Annotated in this window: 15 protein-coding genes; 6 read left to right on the top strand and 9 right to left on the bottom strand. The window is 71.7% G+C overall.

Features of this window, described 5'->3' with window-relative positions; genetic code table 11:
* Positions 1 to 85: 85 nt before the first annotated feature.
* The gene (locus ACIRS4_RS02090; RefSeq protein ID WP_404188604.1) at positions 86 to 220 is read right to left on the bottom strand and encodes a hypothetical protein; all 135 of its coding nucleotides are present in this window, start codon (positions 218 to 220) and stop codon (positions 86 to 88) included.
* Between ACIRS4_RS02090 and ACIRS4_RS02085 the strand changes: the two genes are divergently transcribed.
* Together ACIRS4_RS02085 and ACIRS4_RS02080 are read left to right on the top strand one after the other, a co-directional pair.
* The gene (locus ACIRS4_RS02085; RefSeq protein WP_404188601.1) at positions 219 to 782 is read left to right on the top strand and encodes a hemerythrin domain-containing protein; all 564 of its coding nucleotides are present in this window, start codon (positions 219 to 221) and stop codon (positions 780 to 782) included. The genes ACIRS4_RS02090 and ACIRS4_RS02085 overlap by 2 nt on opposite strands.
* Positions 783 to 1,236: 454 nt before the next feature.
* A complete protein-coding gene (locus tag ACIRS4_RS02080) occupies positions 1,237 to 2,520 on the top strand; it encodes an MFS transporter (RefSeq protein WP_404188599.1) in 1,284 nt (427 codons plus the stop codon).
* A 29-nt stretch (positions 2,521 to 2,549) separates the two neighbouring features.
* On the opposite strand, the gene ACIRS4_RS02075 is transcribed toward ACIRS4_RS02080, so the two are convergent.
* A complete protein-coding gene (locus tag ACIRS4_RS02075) occupies positions 2,550 to 3,059 on the bottom strand; it encodes a hypothetical protein (RefSeq protein WP_404188597.1) in 510 nt (169 codons plus the stop codon).
* Positions 3,060 to 3,359: 300 nt separating this feature from the next.
* Between ACIRS4_RS02075 and gndA the strand changes: the two genes are divergently transcribed.
* On the top strand, positions 3,360 to 4,802 hold the full coding sequence (gene gndA / locus ACIRS4_RS02070; protein ID WP_404188594.1) for an NADP-dependent phosphogluconate dehydrogenase: 1,443 nt from the start codon (positions 3,360 to 3,362) through the stop codon (positions 4,800 to 4,802).
* 81 nt (positions 4,803 to 4,883) lie between these two features.
* Here gndA and ACIRS4_RS02065 read toward each other — a convergent pair whose 3' ends face one another.
* Together ACIRS4_RS02065 and ACIRS4_RS02060 are read right to left on the bottom strand one after the other, a co-directional pair.
* Complete coding sequence (locus ACIRS4_RS02065; RefSeq protein ID WP_404188592.1) at positions 4,884 to 6,338, bottom strand: glyceraldehyde-3-phosphate dehydrogenase; 1,455 nt, start codon at positions 6,336 to 6,338, stop codon at positions 4,884 to 4,886.
* An 83-nt stretch (positions 6,339 to 6,421) separates the two neighbouring features.
* Positions 6,422 to 6,673 carry a hypothetical protein gene (locus ACIRS4_RS02060; protein ID WP_404188590.1) on the bottom strand — a complete coding sequence of 84 codons (252 nt, stop codon included), beginning with the start codon at positions 6,671 to 6,673 and terminating at the stop codon, positions 6,422 to 6,424.
* A 126-nt stretch (positions 6,674 to 6,799) separates the two neighbouring features.
* Here ACIRS4_RS02060 and ACIRS4_RS02055 point away from each other — a divergent pair, with 126 nt between their 5' ends.
* Positions 6,800 to 7,198 carry an SseB family protein gene (locus ACIRS4_RS02055; RefSeq protein WP_404188587.1) on the top strand — a complete coding sequence of 133 codons (399 nt, stop codon included), beginning with the start codon at positions 6,800 to 6,802 and terminating at the stop codon, positions 7,196 to 7,198.
* 73 nt (positions 7,199 to 7,271) lie between these two features.
* On the opposite strand, the gene ACIRS4_RS02050 is transcribed toward ACIRS4_RS02055, so the two are convergent.
* From ACIRS4_RS02050 to ACIRS4_RS02030, 5 genes are all read right to left on the bottom strand, one after another.
* Positions 7,272 to 7,661, bottom strand: coding sequence for a MarR family winged helix-turn-helix transcriptional regulator (locus ACIRS4_RS02050; RefSeq protein WP_404188584.1), 390 nt, complete (start codon positions 7,659 to 7,661; stop codon positions 7,272 to 7,274).
* Positions 7,662 to 7,745: 84 nt separating this feature from the next.
* Positions 7,746 to 8,780 (bottom strand): LacI family DNA-binding transcriptional regulator, encoded by a 1,035-nt coding sequence (locus ACIRS4_RS02045; protein ID WP_404188581.1) that lies wholly within the window; start codon positions 8,778 to 8,780, stop codon positions 7,746 to 7,748.
* A complete protein-coding gene (locus ACIRS4_RS02040; RefSeq protein WP_404188579.1) occupies positions 8,777 to 9,682 on the bottom strand; it encodes a carbohydrate ABC transporter permease in 906 nt (301 codons plus the stop codon). The genes ACIRS4_RS02045 and ACIRS4_RS02040 overlap by 4 nt, the downstream gene beginning before the upstream one ends.
* Positions 9,679 to 10,653 (bottom strand): carbohydrate ABC transporter permease, encoded by a 975-nt coding sequence (locus ACIRS4_RS02035; RefSeq protein WP_404188576.1) that lies wholly within the window; start codon positions 10,651 to 10,653, stop codon positions 9,679 to 9,681. Before ACIRS4_RS02035 ends, ACIRS4_RS02040 begins: the two co-directional genes overlap by 4 nt.
* The gene (locus ACIRS4_RS02030) at positions 10,650 to 11,975 is read right to left on the bottom strand and encodes an extracellular solute-binding protein (RefSeq protein ID WP_404188573.1); all 1,326 of its coding nucleotides are present in this window, start codon (positions 11,973 to 11,975) and stop codon (positions 10,650 to 10,652) included. The genes ACIRS4_RS02035 and ACIRS4_RS02030 overlap by 4 nt, the downstream gene beginning before the upstream one ends.
* 220 nt (positions 11,976 to 12,195) lie before the next feature.
* Here ACIRS4_RS02030 and ACIRS4_RS02025 point away from each other — a divergent pair, with 220 nt between their 5' ends.
* Both ACIRS4_RS02025 and ACIRS4_RS02020 read left to right on the top strand, forming a co-directional pair.
* Positions 12,196 to 14,217 carry a beta-galactosidase gene (locus ACIRS4_RS02025; protein WP_404189750.1) on the top strand — a complete coding sequence of 674 codons (2,022 nt, stop codon included), beginning with the start codon at positions 12,196 to 12,198 and terminating at the stop codon, positions 14,215 to 14,217.
* 127 nt (positions 14,218 to 14,344) lie between these two features.
* A complete protein-coding gene (locus ACIRS4_RS02020; protein WP_404188571.1) occupies positions 14,345 to 15,904 on the top strand; it encodes an arabinogalactan endo-beta-1,4-galactanase in 1,560 nt (519 codons plus the stop codon).
* Positions 15,905 to 15,948: the final 44 nt, after the last annotated feature.

Raw genomic sequence — 15,948 nt, 5'->3', positions numbered from 1 at the left:
TGGACGGTGTTCCCGTGCCAGTTGGTTTCACACGTTGATCCCTGTTCGCTCCTCATTGTGCTCAATCGCCCATTCGTGCGCGACTTCACCCGATGCCGTCCGCGTCCGGCGCCGGATCCCGCCCGCCGCGCACGGGGGCGGTGTCGACCTTGCGCAGCGGGGCACTCGGCCCTCTGGCGGATCCGCCCGGGAGCCGTCCCAGGCTGGAGGTGAAGGACATGGGTCATGGTGGGAACGTCATCGACGAACTGGTGACCGATCACCACGAGGTCGAGGAACTGTTCGGCAAGATCGAGGCGCTGCCGTCCGGACACAAGGACCGCAAGCTGTACGCGGACCAGGTCACGATGGAGCTGGTCCGGCACTCGGTGGCCGAGGAGGCCTACCTCTACCCGGCGGTGCGTGAGCACGTCGCCGGCGGGGACGCCCTCGCGGACAAGGAGCTGGAGGACCACGCCAAGGCCGAGCAGCTCATGAAGGACCTGGAGGGCTGCGCCGCGGAAGACGCCGACTTCGACCGGCTGGTCGGCTCGCTGATGAGCGAGATCCGCGAGCATGTGGCCGACGAGGAGGCGAACCTCTTCCCGGCACTGCGCGCGGCCTGCCCCGAGAGCGCCCTGGACGAGCTGGGCGACAAGGTCCGCACGGCGAAGAAGACGGCACCGACGCGGCCTCACCCGACCGCCCCGGACAAGCCTCCGGCCAACAAGATGCTGGCGCCGGGCATGGGCATGGTCGACCGCATGCGCGACGCGCTGACGGGGCGGGGCAAGAAGAGCTGATCCTGCCCGCCCCGAGGGACGCTGCCGACGGGTCCGTCACACGGTGACGGGCCCGTCGGCGCGCCCGGACCTCGAAGGATCTCGGCCCGCCCGGACCGGGCGAAGGGCTTGTGAGGAAGCACACTTGCCGGGGCAAAGGGCTCTGGCCCGGCGGGACTTGAGGCATTGCGCGACGGTGCGCCGAAGTCGCTTCCCCCGCTTCCCCCCACCCCGTCTGCCACGATGGTCCGCGCCGTGACCGACGGGCCCCGCACCGGGGCCCAGGAGGAGTGGCCGTGCAGCGAAGCCGGCGTTCCCCGGTTTCCGCTGCCCCTGTGACCGCCGCTCGCCCCTCGGGTTCCGCACTGTGCCTACGATCCCCGCTCCCGCGCCTCCCCCTGCCCCCGACACCGCCGCCCCCGCCCTCCCCGGGGCGGAGTCCCGCTCGCCGTGGCGGTCGCTGAGACACCGCGGCATGCGCTGGTGGTCCGTCGCGAACCTCCTGTCGAACACCGGCACCTGGATGCAGCTCACGGTCCAGAACCTGCTGGTCCTGCAGATCACCGGGTCCGCCGCCGCGACCGGCCTGTCCATGTCGGTCCAGGCCGCCCCGGCGCTCTTCATGAGCGTCCTGGGCGGCGCGGCCGTCGACCGCTGGCCCCGCAAGCTGACCGCCGCCGTCAGCCAGGCCCTCCTCGGCGCGGTCGCCTTCACGACCGCGGTGCTGGTGGCGCTGGACCGCCTCGACATGACGTCCCTGATGGTGCTGGCCGCCGTCACCGGCACGATCGCCACCGTCGACGGCCCGGCCTGCGCCCTGCTCGGCAACGACCTCGTGCCCGTGGCGGACGTGCCCTCCGCGATCGGCGTCGGCGCGCTCGTCCACAACGCGGGCCGGCTCGCCGGCGCGGCGCTGGCCGGAGTGACCGTGGGCTTCCTCGGCACGGCCGCCGCCTACGTCGCCAACGGCCTGTCGTTCCTCTTCGTGACCGCCGTCATCCCGTTCCTGAAGCCCGCGCGAGGCGCGAGCGTCGCCGCCTCAGCCCGCCGGGGGGCGGCCGGCAAGCCCCTCGTCCCCCGGCAGCGCGACCGTCGGGCCGAGGCGAGCGCGCGCGAGGGCCTGCTGTTCTTCGCCCGCCGCCCCCGTCTCGTCGCGCTCGCCGGCATCACCGGCGTCAGCGGCGTCTTCGGCCGCAACTACGGCCTCACCCTCGCCGTGCTCGTCACCGGCCCCCTCGCCGGCGGTCCCGGCGCGTTCGGCACGGTCTCCACGGTCCTCGCCGTCGGCGGAATCCTCGGCGCGGTCCTCGGCGCCCGCCTGCGCAAGCCCTCGGTGCGGGCGGTCGGCGCGCTGGCGGCGGCGGGCGGGCTGCTCCAGGTCGTGGCGGGACTGTCGCCGTCGCTGGCCGTGCTCCTCGTCCTGGTCCTGCCCATGGCGGTGGTGGAGTCCGTCTCCGACACCGCCGGAACGGCCGTCCTCCAGACCGATCCGCCCGCCCATATGCGCGGACGCGTCCTCGGCGTGTGGAACAGCGTCGGCACGGTATGGGGCCTGGGCGGCCCGCCCGCCCTCGGCCTGCTCATGGAACTCGCGGGAGCCCGCGGCGCCCTGGTCACCAGCGGCCTTCTGATCGCCACCACGATCACCGCCGGCCTCGTCCTCCACCGGCGCCGCCCCCGCACACCCCCGCCCCACCCCCTCCCGAGCCACCCGGACGACGACCACCCGGCCCGAGAGGCCCTGCAGACGGCGGCCTGAGCGAACTGCGTTCCCGGGGGTCGTCGCCCTCAGGCGATGAGCGCCCGGCCCTGGCCGAGGTGGTCCACGAGTTGCCGGCGATGGAGGTCGGACACCGGGGCGAGGAGGTCGGGGTGGCGCAGGAGGGCCGCCGCCCTGCGGTCGTGGGCGTCCGGGGCGAGCAGGCGGCGGAAGGTCATCGGCAGGCCGGTGGTGTGGTCGCTCCCTTCCAGGCCGGCCACCGCCAGAGCGGCCAGCTCGGGGTCGGTCAGCAGACAGGCCGCCCAGCTCGCGACCACCTCGTCCACCCAGCTGCGCCAGGCCGCGTCGTCGGCCTTCGCCCCGCTGACCCGGTCCAGCCGCGCCGACCCCCCGGGACCGGCCACGTCCACCAGCGCCGCGTCCATCACCGTCGGGTACCGCAGCCACGCCGCGACGGTCACCGCCTGCCGGGCCTGCGCCTCGCACAGGGCCGAGGCCATCGCGCCGCCGGACGCCGGGTACGACCGGGTCAGCCACTGGGCGGTCGCCGCGATGAGGGGGGAGAGGTCTGCGCGCACTGATAGCCGTCCGGACTGCGAAAAGGGGACAGGGAGCCGCTGAAACGGTAGCCCGCGGCCCCCACCCGGCGACATGCCCGCACCCTCACCGCGGACGTGGCCTCCGCCACAGCGAGGGCGACGAGCTCACCTCCGTCGCGGCGCTCCAGCGCTCGGCGCCCCGGCCGCCCGGGGCACCCGCCGGGCGCGCCGCCGCACCTTTCTTCCCTTGTCGTCGAGAAGATCGGTCTTCCGAGCCGTACCTGTCGGCAACGAGGGGCCGCGCGCCCCTCTCGCGCATCGATCCAAGGGACGTACCTCATGAACGCAACCGCTGCCATCGGCGTCACCGGCCTCGGCGTGATGGGCCGCAACCTCGCGCGCAACTTCGCCCGCAACGGCTACACCGTCGCCGTCCACAACCGCAGTGCGAGCCGCACCCGGGCGCTCGTGGACGAGTACGGGCACGAGGGCGCGTTCGTGCCCGCCGAGACGGCCGCGGAGTTCGTGGCCGCGTTGGAGCGCCCCCGCAGACTGATGATCATGGTGCAGGCGGGTGCGGTGACCGACGCCGTGATCGACGAGTTCGCCCCGCTCCTGGAGCCCGGCGACATGATCATCGACGGTGGCAACGCCCACTTCGCCGACACCCGCCGCCGTGAGGAGGCCCTGCGCGCCAGCGGCATCCACTTCGTCGGCACCGGCGTCTCCGGCGGCGAGGAGGGCGCCCTCAACGGGCCGTCGATCATGGTCGGCGGCTCCACCGAGTCGTACGCCGTGCTCGGGCCGATGTTCGAGAAGATCGGCGCTCAGATCGAGGGCGAGCCGTGCGCCGCCCACGTCGGCACCGACGGCGCCGGGCACTTCGTCAAGATGGTCCACAACGGCATCGAGTACGCCGACATGCAGCTCATCGCCGAGGCGTACGACCTGCTGCGCCAGGTCGCCGGCTACACCCCGACGGAGATCGCGTCCATCTTCCGCACCTGGAACGACGGCCGGCTCGGCTCCTACCTGATCGAGATCACCGCCGAGGTCCTCGCCCACACCGACGCCGCCACCGGACGGCCGTTCGTGGACGTCGTCGCGGACGCCGCCGGCCAGAAGGGCACCGGCCGCTGGACCGTGCAGACCGCCCTGGACCTGGGCTCCCCGGTCACCGCCATCGCCCAGGCCACCTTCGCCCGCGCCGCCTCCGGCCAGAGCGACCTGCGCGCCGCCTACGCCGGATTGCCCGGCGGCACCGCGCCCGAGCTCAGCCGCACCGAGGCCGCACGCTTCACCTCCCAGGTGGAGCACGCCCTGTACGCGTCGAAGGTCATCGCCTACGACCAGGGCTGGAAGATGATCCAGGACGCGGCCGGCGAGTTCGGCTGGAAGATCGACCTGGGGGAGGTCGCGAAGATCTGGCGCGGCGGCTGCATCATCCGCGCCTCGTTCCTCGACCGCATCCGCACCGCGTACGCCGCCGACCCCGAGCTGGTCAGCCTGCTCGCCGAGGAGGAGTTCTCCCGGGAGATCGCCGCCGCGCAGGTCCCGTGGCGCGAGACCGTCGCGTCGGCCGCCCGGCGCGGCATCCCCGTGCCCGCGTTCTCCGCCGCCCTCGCCCACTACGACACCCTGCGCGCCGGCCGGCTGCCCGCCGCCCTGCTCCAGGGGCAGCGCGACTACTTCGGCGCCCACACCTACCGTCGCACCGACCGCCCCGGTTCCTTCCACACCCACTGGTCGGAGCCGGGCCGCCCGGAGACCGTCTCCGACTGAGCCCGCTCACGCGAGACCCGTACGGCCCCGCTCCCGCGGCACGCGGGAACGGGGCCGTACGCGGCACGGGGCGCCCGGCCGTCAGGCGCTCGGCGCCGGGTACGTCGGGTACTCCACCCCGGACACGTGCTGGACGACGCGGACGACCTGGCAGGAGTAGCCGAACTCGTTGTCGTACCAGAGGTAGAGGATCGCGTTGTCGCCCTCCACCTTCAGCGCGCCGGCGTCCACGATCGAGGCGTGCCGCGAGCCGATGAAGTCGCTGGAGACCGCGTCGGGCGCGCTGATGAAGTCGATCTGGCGCTTGAGCGGCGAGGTCAGCGACACATGGCGCAGGTAGTCGACGACCTCCTCGCGCTCGGCCTCCCGGGCGAGCTGGAGGTTGAGGATCGCGATCGACACGTCGGGCACCGGGACGCGGATCGAGCTGCCCGTGATCCGCGCCTTGAGGTCGGGCAGCGCCTTGGCGACGGCGGAGGCGGCCCCGGTCTCCGTGATGACCATGTTGAGCGGCGCGGAACGGCCCCGGCGGTCGGACTTGTGGTAATTGTCCAGCAGGTTCTGGTCGTTGGTGAACGAGTGGACGGTCTCCACGTGGCCGCGCAGCACGCCGTACTCGTCCGCCATCGCCTTCAGCGGCGGCACGATCGCGTTGGTGGTGCAGGAGGCGCAGGACAGGATGTCCTCGTCCGGCTTGATCGTGTCGTGGTTGACGCCGTGCACGATGTTCGGCACGTCGCCCTTGCCGGGCGCGGTCAGCACGACCTTGCCGACGCCCGGCCGCAGGTGCTTCGACAGGCCCTCGCGGTCGCGCCACTTGCCGGTGTTGTCGATCAGGATGGCGTGGTTGATGCCGTACGCGGTGTAGTCGACCTCGGAGGGGTCGTTCGCGTAGATCACCTTGATCTCGTTGCCGTTGGCGACGATCGTGCTGTTCGCCTCGTCGACGGTGATGGTGCCCTGGAACTGGCCGTGGACGGAGTCGCGGCGCAGCAGTGAGGCGCGCTTGACCATGTCCTCGCCGGCCCGCTCCCCGCCGCCCCGCACGACGATGGCGCGCAGCCGCAGACCGTTGCCGGAGCCGGACTTCTCGATCAGCAGCCGGGCGACGAGCCGGCCGATGCGGCCGAAGCCGTAGAGCACGACGTCGCGCGGCTCACGACGCTCGATCTTGTTCTCGCCCGTGGCGCCGGATACGGCGTCAGCGGTGAAGTCCAGCACCGACAGACCGCGGTCGTCGGCCCGGTAGGTCGCGGCGAGCATGCCGATGTCGATCTGGGACGGGCCGAGGTCCAGCGTGGTGAGGGCCTGGAGGAAGGGCAGCGTCTCGGTCACCGAGAGTTCCTCGCCGGCGATCTGCCGGGCGAAGCGGTGGGTCTTGAGAATGCTGACCACCGACTTGTTCACCAGGGAGCGGCTGTGCAGCAGGACGGTGACGTCCCGCTCCCGGTGGAGCTTCCCGATCATCGGGATCATCGACTCCGCGATCTCCTCGCGGTTCTTCCAGTTGGTGAACGAGTCGTCGTTGACAGTCACAGGTTTCTCTTTCGAGCTAGGCAGCGCTCATACGATAACCCGCTCGTCCCGCGGTCCTTCAGGGGGGCCGCTACCTGCGGGTATCACAACCGCGGCGCGGTGCCGAAGCGCGGGCCGAGGTCGGGGCGGTCGCTGCCCGCGAGCTCGGTGACGCGGTGGTGCACGCGCCTGAGGTCGTCCAGCAGGATCTGCGTCTCGTCCGTGCCGAGCCCGGCCCCGCGCGAGATCTCCTCCAGATGGACCGGCTCGCCGCCGCCGCGCTCCTCGGCCGCGGCCAGCGCGCGCAGGACCTCCTCGTGCCGCTCGGTGTACGGGGGCAGCTCCGGGTGCTTCACGTGTCCCTCCAGCGTCGTGGAAAGGTCCCGGGTATCCAGGAAACGACGGCCGCACCCCGATTGAGCGCGGTGCGAGCGGGTACGCGTGGCCGGACCGCCCATCCGCCGCCCATCTGGGGAAGAGCCATGGAAACACCCGCCCACGAGCCCGACACGACCCCCGCCGCCCGAGCGCTGGACGCGCTGGCCAAGGACACGGGGGACACCGAGGCCCTGGACACCCTCGCCCACTGCGACGTACTGGTGCCCGTCCCCGACGACGCCACCGACGAGGACGTCACCAACCCCGCCACGCTGGCGCTCCCCGTGCTGGAGCAGCCCGGCGGCGCGTCCGTGGTGCCCGTCTTCACCTCCGAGCCGGAGATGGTCGACCTTCTCCCGGAGGTGGCCCGCTACCGCCTGGTGCCTCTGGGCGCCCTCGCCCACCAGTGGCCGGAAGGGGAGCTCTCCCTCTCCATCGACGCCGCCGGCGACCACCCCCTGACCCTCACCTCGGAGGGGGTCCGCACACTGTTGGCCAGGTGACCTGACCACCCCAAGGGCCCCGGTCGTTCCCGCAGGCGCCCGCGCCTCTCGGCGTGGGCGCCTGTCGGTGTGCTCAGCCGCCCAGCATCCGCTCCAGCACCGCCCGCTGCAGCGGCAGGACCTGCGTGTGCAGGTCGCGGCCCTTGGGGGTGAGGGCGACCCAGACGCCGCGCCGGTCCTCCACGCAGACGGAGCGCTCCACCAGGCCGTCCTTCTCCAGACGGCCGATCAGACGGGACAGGGCGCTCTGGCTGAGGTGCACCCGGCCGACGAGGTTCTGCACCCGGCACTGGTCGCCGTGCCGGGGCGCCTCGGCGGCGAGGATGTCGAGCACCTCGAAGTCGCTCGCGCCGAGGCCGTGGGGGTGCAGCGCGCGGTCGATCTCGCACATCGTGCGCGCGTGCACCGAGAGGATGTCGCGCCACCGCTCTTCGAGGCCCGCCTCGGCCATCTTCGCTGCCATACCCGCACGGTAACACTGTCGACGCCCATTGTTTACCGTGCAACTAGTGTGGACGCAAGAACCCCGCCCCCGTCGACCCGCCGCTCACGTCGACTCCCGTCGGACAAGCTCCGTCGGCAGGATCACGGCCGCCGGGTCCTCGCCGCCGATCTGGGCGAGCAGCACCCGCACCATCTCGCCGCTGATCCGGTCCCAGGGCTGACGGATCGTGGTGAGCGCCGGCGAGGCGGCCGTCGCCGCGGGGGAGTCGTCGAAACCGCCGACCGCCACGTCCTCGGGGACGCGCCGGCCCGCCCGGTGCAGCACCGTCAGCACGCCCTGCGCCATCAGATCGGACGCCACGAACACCGCGTCCAAATCCGCCGCCCGCTCCAGCAGCCGTTCCGCGCCCGCCTCGCCGCTGGCCCGGCTGTAGTCGCCGGAGACGACCAGACGCTCGTCGTAGGCGACCCCCGCCTCCGCCAGCACCTCCTTGTAGCCGGCGAGCCGCTCCACCCCGCCCGGGGTGTCCAGCGGGCCGGTGACCACGGCGATCCGGCGCCGGCCGAGCCCCAGCAGATGGCGCACCATGTCCCGCGCGCCGTCCCGGTCGTCGGCGGCCACGTAGCTCACCTTCGACCCGAGCCCGATCGGCTTGCCGCACGCGACCAGCGGCACTCCCGCCTCGCGCAGCTCGGAGGCGATCGGGTCCCCGGAGTGGCTGGAGACCAGCAGCACCCCGTCCACGTGCCCGGCGGTGATGTACCGGGTGATGCGCCGCCGCTCGTCCTCGGTCCCGGCCAGCATCAGCAGCAGCGGGATGTCGTGCGCGGCCAGCGCCTGGGTGCAGTGCCGCAGCAGGACGTTGAAGTTGGGGTCCTCGAAGAACCGCTCCTGGGGCTCCGTGAGCAGGAAACCCACGGAGTCGGAACGCCCGGTGATCAGCGAGCGGGCATGCCGGTTGACGACGTAGCCCGTCCTGCGGATGGCCGCCTCGACCGCCTCCCGGGCGGACTTGCTGACGTAGTGACCGCCGTTGAGCACCCGGGAGACGGTGCCCCGTGAGACTCCCGCCTCGCGGGCCACGTCGTGGATCGTCGGCGGTCTGCGCCTGCCCCCCGCGCCATTGCTCATCGTCATGACTTTACTGCCCCGGACAGCAGGTCCAGGTTCCAGAACCGCTGGACGACCAGGAACAGCGCCACCAGCGGGATCACCGCCAGGAACGCGCCGGTGATCACCAGCGTGTACAGCGCGGGTGTGTTGGACCCCTGCTCCAGCAGCGTGTGGAGGCCGAGCGTGATCGGGAACCGCTCGTCGTCGCTGAGCATGATGTACGGCAGCAGGAAGTTGTTCCACACGGCCACGAACTGGAACAGGAACACCGTCACCAGTCCCGGCGCCATCATCGGCAGCGCGATCCTGGTGAAGATCCGCCACTCGCCCGCCCCGTCCATCCGCCCGGCCTCCACCACGTCGGCCGGCACGGCCGCCGCCGCGTAGACGCGCGCGAGGTAGACGCCGTAGGGGGAGAGGATCTGCGGCAGCAGCACCGACCAGTACGAGTCCGTGACGTTCGCCTGCGCCAGCAGCAGGTACTGCGGGACGGCCAGGATGACCGGCGGCATCAGCACGCCCGCCAGCAGCACGTTGAACAACGTCTCACGGCCCCGGAAGCGGTACGTCGCCAGCGCGTAGCCGCTGACCGCCGACACGCACGTCGACAGCAGGGCGCCGGCGCCGGCGTACAGGGCGGAGTTGCCCATCCACCTCCAGTACAGGCCGTCACGGTAGGAGTTGAGGTCGGCGATGTTGTCGGCGAAGCCGGTCCCCGGCCAGAACGTGAACGTGGAGAACAGCTCGCGCCCCGACTTGGTGGAGGCGATCACCACCCACGCCACCGGCAGCAGGCAGTACACCGCACCGAACAGCAGCGTCAGCGTCGGGACGAGAGCGACGCGAGCGCGCAGCGGCGGGCGGCTGCGGTCCGTGCCCCTGGCGCCGGCCGCGGCGGGCGCCTCGTGGACGGCGAGCGAACTCATCGGGCCGCCTCCCGTTCGGTACGGCGGTTCGCGAACCGCAGGAACCCGAAGGACAGCAGCAGCGTGGCCAGCGCGATGATCACGGCCTGCGCGGACGCCCCGTGGACGTCGCCCGTGCGGAACGCGTCCCGGTACACCTTCATCAGTGGACTCCACGTCGTGGAAACGGAGTTGGTGAGCGGCTTCAGCGTGGTCGGCTCACTGAACACCTGGAGCGTCGCGATGATCGAGAAGAAGAACGTCAGCACCAGGGAGGGCGCCACCATCGGGATCTTGATCCGCAGGGCGATCTGCAGCGGGGTGGCCCCGTCCAGCTTCGCCGCCTCGTACACCTCGCCCGGGACGGCCCGCAGCGCGGTGTAGATGACGATCATGTTGAAGCCGGTGCCACCCCAGACCGCGATGTTCGACAGGGCCAGGTACAACGGCCCGCCGTCCAGCAGGTCCGGCTGCGGCAGGCCCAGCGCGTCGAGCACGAAGTAGAACGGGCTGACGTCCGGCAGATACAGGAAACCCCACAGCAGCGCCGCGACCACGCCGGGAATGGCGTACGGCAGGAAGATCGCGAGCCGGGTGAACGGGGTCAGCCGCACCTTCTCGGAGTCCAGCATCAGCGCGAACAGCAGCGCCAGGCCCAGCATCACCGGGACCACGATGCAGCCGTAACCCAGCACGCGCAGCGCGCCGTTCAGCAACTCGTCGTCGGTGAAGGCGGCCGTGTAGTTCTCCAGGCCGGCCCAGACCTCCCTGCGGGCTCCGGCGCCCAGGCCCAGCCCGGACACCTTCACCTTGCGGAGGCTGAGCCAGACCGCGTAGCCGATGGGCAGCGCGAAGAACAGCACGAAGAGCACCGTGGCGGGAAGGAGGAAGAGGTACGGGGCGCTGCGCGCTCGTCCGCGGCGCGCGGTGCGGGAGGCAAGGACGTACGGGGCCTTCCCGGCTCCGTACGGCGTGCCGTGTGCGCTGGTCACTCGGAGACCCCGAAGCCGTTCTTCTTGAGGTCGGCGACGGTGGCCGCGTGCATCGTGTCCAGGGCGGCGGAGAAGTCCGACTTGTTCTTCGCCGCGGCGCCGAAGGCGTCCTTGAAGCTGGTGTACGCGACGTTCACGTTCGGGCCCCAGGCTGAGGGCGCCGTCGTCTTCGCGATGGCGGCGGCCTTGGTGTAGAAGTCCGGCTGGTTGGAGAAGTAGGCCGGCGGCGTGGTGAAGGCGCCGCTGAGCTGGGCGGAGGTGGAGGCCGGGTAGATGCCGCCCTCCTTGGCCAGCGCGGTGAGCGCCGCGCCGTCGGTGTTCAGCCAGGCGGCGAACTTCGCCGCTGCCGCCTTGTGCTCGGAGTCGGTGGTGACGGCGGTGGAGGAGCCGCCCCAGCTGCCGGTGACGTTCTCGGACTGCGACCACTGGGGGAGCGGGGCCATGGCCCACTTGCCCTTGGTGTCGGGCGCGGCGGTGGTCAGGGTGCCGGGCGCCCACACGGCGCTCACCCAGGCGATCTGCTTGCCCGTGTCGAGCGCCTTGTTCCAGGCCGGGGTGTACATCGGCTGGTCGTCGACGGCGCCTTCCTTGACCAGACCGCCCCAGAAGTCGGCGACCTTCTTGGTGGCCGCGTCATGGATGCCGACCTTCCACTTGTCGCCGGAGGTTGTCCACCACTTGGCGCCGGCCTGCTGCGCGAGGCCCGCGAACAGTCCGGAGTCGTTGGCGGAGAACGTGGTCAGGTCCTTGTCCGGCGCCTTCTTCTTCAGCGCGCGGGCGGTCTCGGCGAACTGCTCCCAGGTGGTGGGGACCGTGAGGCCGTACTCCTTGAACAGGTCCTCGCGGTAGTAGAACATCATCGGCCCGATGTCCTGCGGCACCGCGTACAGCGCGTCCGTGCCCAGCGTCGTCTGCTGCCAGACACCCTCGGCGAACTTGCCCTTGGCGTCGCCGACGTCGCCGGCTATGTCCGCCAGCGCGTCGTTGCTGACCAGCGTGGGCAGCGCCTGGTACTCGGCCTGGACCAGGTCGGGCGCCTTGCCGGCCTTGTGCGCGGTGAGGATCTTGGTGACCAGGTCGTCGCCGGACGCCTGCTTCTTCACCGTGACCGTGATCTGCGCGCTCTTGCCGGGCCCCTTGTTCCACAGGTCCGCGACCTTGTCCATGCCGGGGGTCCAGCTCCAGTACGTCAGCGAGACCGGTCCGGACTGTGCGTCGCTCTCGTCGGACGAGCCGCACGCGGCGAGGGCGGTGCCGCCGAGAGCGGCGGCGACGGCGGCGGCCGTGACTCTGAACAGCCGGCGGCGCTTCGCGTTGGGCATGGATCTTCTCCCCTGACCTGGGCTCTCACCTGCTGCGAGAACCTGCCATGCTTCTGTGAGCGTTCACAGTAGAGAAACATCCTGGACACTTGTCAATGGTTGTTGCTGTGCGGTTATGTTGGCTTCGAACCGCTGATCTGGTGTGTGCACGTTCCCATGATCCGTGGTGCGCACGGTTTCAGAAGATCGACCCAACGGGAGAGAACCCATGCCGGAGCCCATGCCGGAGACCACCCCCAGGGGCCTCACCAGGCTCGCCTTCGGCGGGGACTACAACCCCGAGCAGTGGCCGGAAAGCGTCTGGCAGGAGGACGTCCGGCTGATGCGGGAGGCCGGCGTCACCATGGTCAGCGTCGGCATCTTCTCCTGGGCCCTGCTGGAGCCGGAGCCGGGGGTGTACGACTTCGGCTGGCTGGACCGGATCCTCGGCCTGCTCCACGACAACGGCATCCGCGTCGACCTCGGCACTCCCACCGTCTGCCCGCCCGTCTGGTTCTACCGCGCGCACCCCGAGGCGCTGCCCGTCACCCCGGACGGCGTGCGCCTCGCGTTCGGCTCCCGCGGCGCGATCTGCCACAGCGACGCCGACTACCGCACGGCCGCCGCGAACATCACCACCCGGCTCGCCGAACGCTACGCAAACCACCCGGCTCTGGCGATGTGGCACGTCCACAACGAGTACGGCGTCCCCGTCTCCGCCTGCTACTGCGACTCCTGCGCCGCCCACTTCCGCCGCTGGCTACAAGCGACGTACGGCACCGTCGCCGCCGTCAACGAGGCCTGGGGCACCGCCTTCTGGGGCCAGCGCTACACGAGCTTCGACGACATCGACCCGCCGCGCACCACCCCCACCGTCGGCAACCCCGGCCAGGCCCTCGACTACAAGCGCTTCGCCGACGCCACCATGCGCGAGAACTTCCGCGCGGAGCGGGACATCCTGCACCGCCTCTCACCGGGCGTCCCGGTCACGACGAACTTCATGACCGCCCTCAGCCAGTGCGACTCCGTCGACTACTGGGCCTGGGGCCGCGAGGTCGACATCGTCACCAACGACCACTACCTGATCACCGACGGCCGCCGCACCCACGTCAACCTCGCCATGGCCGCCGACCTCACCCGCTCCGTCGCCGGCGGCGCCCCCTGGATACTCCTGGAGCACTCCACCTCGGGCGTCAACTGGCAACCCCGCAACCCCGCCAAGGCCCCCGGCCAGATGGCCCGCAACTCCCTCGGGCACGTCGCCCGCGGCTCCGACGGCGCCATGTTCTTCCAGTGGCGGCAGTCCCGGCGCGGCGCCGAGAAGTTCCACTCCTCGATGGTCCCGCACGGCGGCACCGACACCCGCGTGTGGCGCGAGGTCGTCGAACTCGGCGCCGCCCTCGACTCCCTGAGCGCCGTCCGCGGCACCCGCACCGAGGCCGACGTGGCCGTCCTGTGGGACTGGCAGTCCTGGTGGGCGCAGAATCTCGCCTGGCGCCCCAGCGAGGACCACGACGCCCGCGAACGCGCCGACGCCTTCTACGCGGCCCTCTACGACCTCCACCTCACCGTCGACTTCGCCCACCCGGAAGCCGATCTGTCCGCCTACCCCCTCGTCGTCGTGCCCGCCCTCTACCTGACGACCGAGGCGGCCGGCCGCAACCTCACGCGTTACGTCGAGAACGGCGGAACCCTCGTCGTCTCCTGCTTCTCGGGGATCGTCGACGAACACGACGCCGTCCACGAGGGCCCCCACCCGGGCGCGCTGCGCGACGTCCTCGGCCTGACCGTCGAGGAGTTCTCCCCGCTGCTCCAGGGTGAGAGCGTCCGGGTCACCGGCCCCGACGGCGTCGAGCTGAGCGGCGATGTGTGGAGCGAGTTCGTCGTGCCGCGCGGCGCGGAGACGATCTGGACGTACGCCGACGGCCTCACCGCCGGCCACCCGGCCGTCACCCGCCACCGCCTCGGCGAGGGCGCCGCCTGGTACGTCTCCACCCGCCTCGGCCAGGACGGCCTGACCGCCCTGCTGGAGCGGGCCGCCGACGACGCACGGCTCGCCCCGCGCACCGGTCTGCCGCGCGATCTGGAGGTCGTCCGGCGCTCCGGCGAGAGCGGCGCCTATCTGTTCGCGATCAACCACACCGGCGCCGAGGCCAAGGTGCCGCTGGACACCCCCGGTGCCGAACTGCTGACCGGCGAACGCGCCGCGGGCCGCCTCGCGGTCCCGGCGGGAGCCGTACGCGTCGTACGACTCGACGGCTGAACCGGCTCCCCCCTCGCCCGTGGAGCCACGAGCCGCGGGCGAGGGGGGCCTTCGTCACGGGGGCCTCCCCGTGCGAGTCCTCCCCGTGAGAACCCACCCCACCACGTCGAAGGGACGACGGACGACGATGTTCCATCCCAGACGCACCCTCAGGGCCCTGCTGCTGCCGCTCGCCGCGGGACTCGCCCTCACCGCCCTCCCGGCGCCGAGCGCGCACGCCGCCGCCCCGCTCACCAACGGCGGCTTCGAGGCCGACGGCTCCGGGACGGCCGTGCCCGCCGGCTGGTCGGAGAACGGCGACAGCGCCGCCTCGTTCACCGAGGCGGGCGGCCACGGCGGCAGTCTGCGCCTGTCCCACTGGGCGGCCACCCCCTACAAGGTGGAGACCTACCAGCGGCTGTCCGGGCTCGCCGACGGCGCCTACACCCTCACCGCCTGGGTGCGCTCCGGCGGCGGCCAGAACTCCGCCTCCATAGGCCTGAAGAACTGCGGCGGCCCCGAACAGCGCACGGACATCCCGGTCTCCGCGAGCGGCTGGATCCGCGTGGTCGCCTCCGTCGCGGTCACCCGCCGACAGTGCACGGTCAGCGTCGCCTCCGACGCCAACGCCGGGAACTGGATCAACGTCGACGACCTGACCCTCACCCCGGGCTCCACGGGCCTCGCCGTCAAGGGCTCCGACGTCTCCTCCCTTGTCAAGAGCGAGGCCAAGGGCGGCGTCTACCGCGACAGTTCCGGCACGAGGGGCGACGCGCTCGCCATCCTGAGGAACGCCGGGCAGAACTGGGCGCGCCTGAAGGTGTGGGTGAACCCCGCCGACGGCTACAACGACAAGGCCCGGGTGCTGGCGGCCGCCAAGCGCGTCAAGGCACGGGGCATGAAGCTGCTGGTCGACTTCCACTACTCGGACACCTGGGCCGACCCCGGCGCGCAGAAGGTGCCCGCCCGCTGGTCCGGCCACTCCTACGACCAGCTGAAGACCGACGTCCACCAGCACACCCAGGACGTCCTGCGCGCCCTCAAAGCACAGGGCACCACCGCCGACATGGTGCAGGTCGGCAACGAGATCAACGGCGGAACGCTGTGGCCGGCGGGCTCCACGGACAACTGGGACCAGCTCGCCGGACTGCTCAACTCCGGCTACGACGCCGTCAAGGCCGTGGACTCCCGCACGGCGGTGGCCCTGCACCTCGCCAAGGGCGGTGACCTGGCCGGCACCCGCTGGTGGTTCGACAACGCCGTCTCCCGCGGGGTGAAGTTCGACGTCATCGGCCTGTCGTACTACGGCTACTGGCACGGCACGCTCGCCGACTTCCAGACCACTCTGGACGACGCCGCCTCCCGTTACGCCAAGCCGGTCTTCGTCGCCGAGACGGCCTACCCCTTCCGGCTGGACAGCAAGGACGCGCACGAGAACATCATCGACGTCCCCGGCGAACTGGTCCCCGGCTACCCGGCCACGGTCGCCGGCCAGACCCGCTGGATGAAGGACGTGGCGAGCATCGTCGAGGCCGTCCCGAACGGACGCGGCCTGGGCCTGTTCCACTGGGAGTCCACCTGGACCGCCGTCGCGGGCAACGGCTGGGACCCGGCCGACGCGGCCTCCGGCAACGGCTGGGAGAACCAGGCCCTGTTCGGCTACGACGACAGGGCGCTGCCCTCGATGTCCTGGTTCAGCCACCGCTGACACCCGACGCGCAGTCGAGGGGCCGGCCGCAGCACGCGGGCCGG

Source organism: Streptomyces sp. NPDC101166 (assembly GCF_044768125.1).
Lineage (GTDB): Bacteria > Actinomycetota > Actinomycetes > Streptomycetales > Streptomycetaceae > Streptomyces.
Note: the sequence above shows the minus strand (reverse complement) of the source record. Positions and strands in the feature narration are given on the sequence as shown.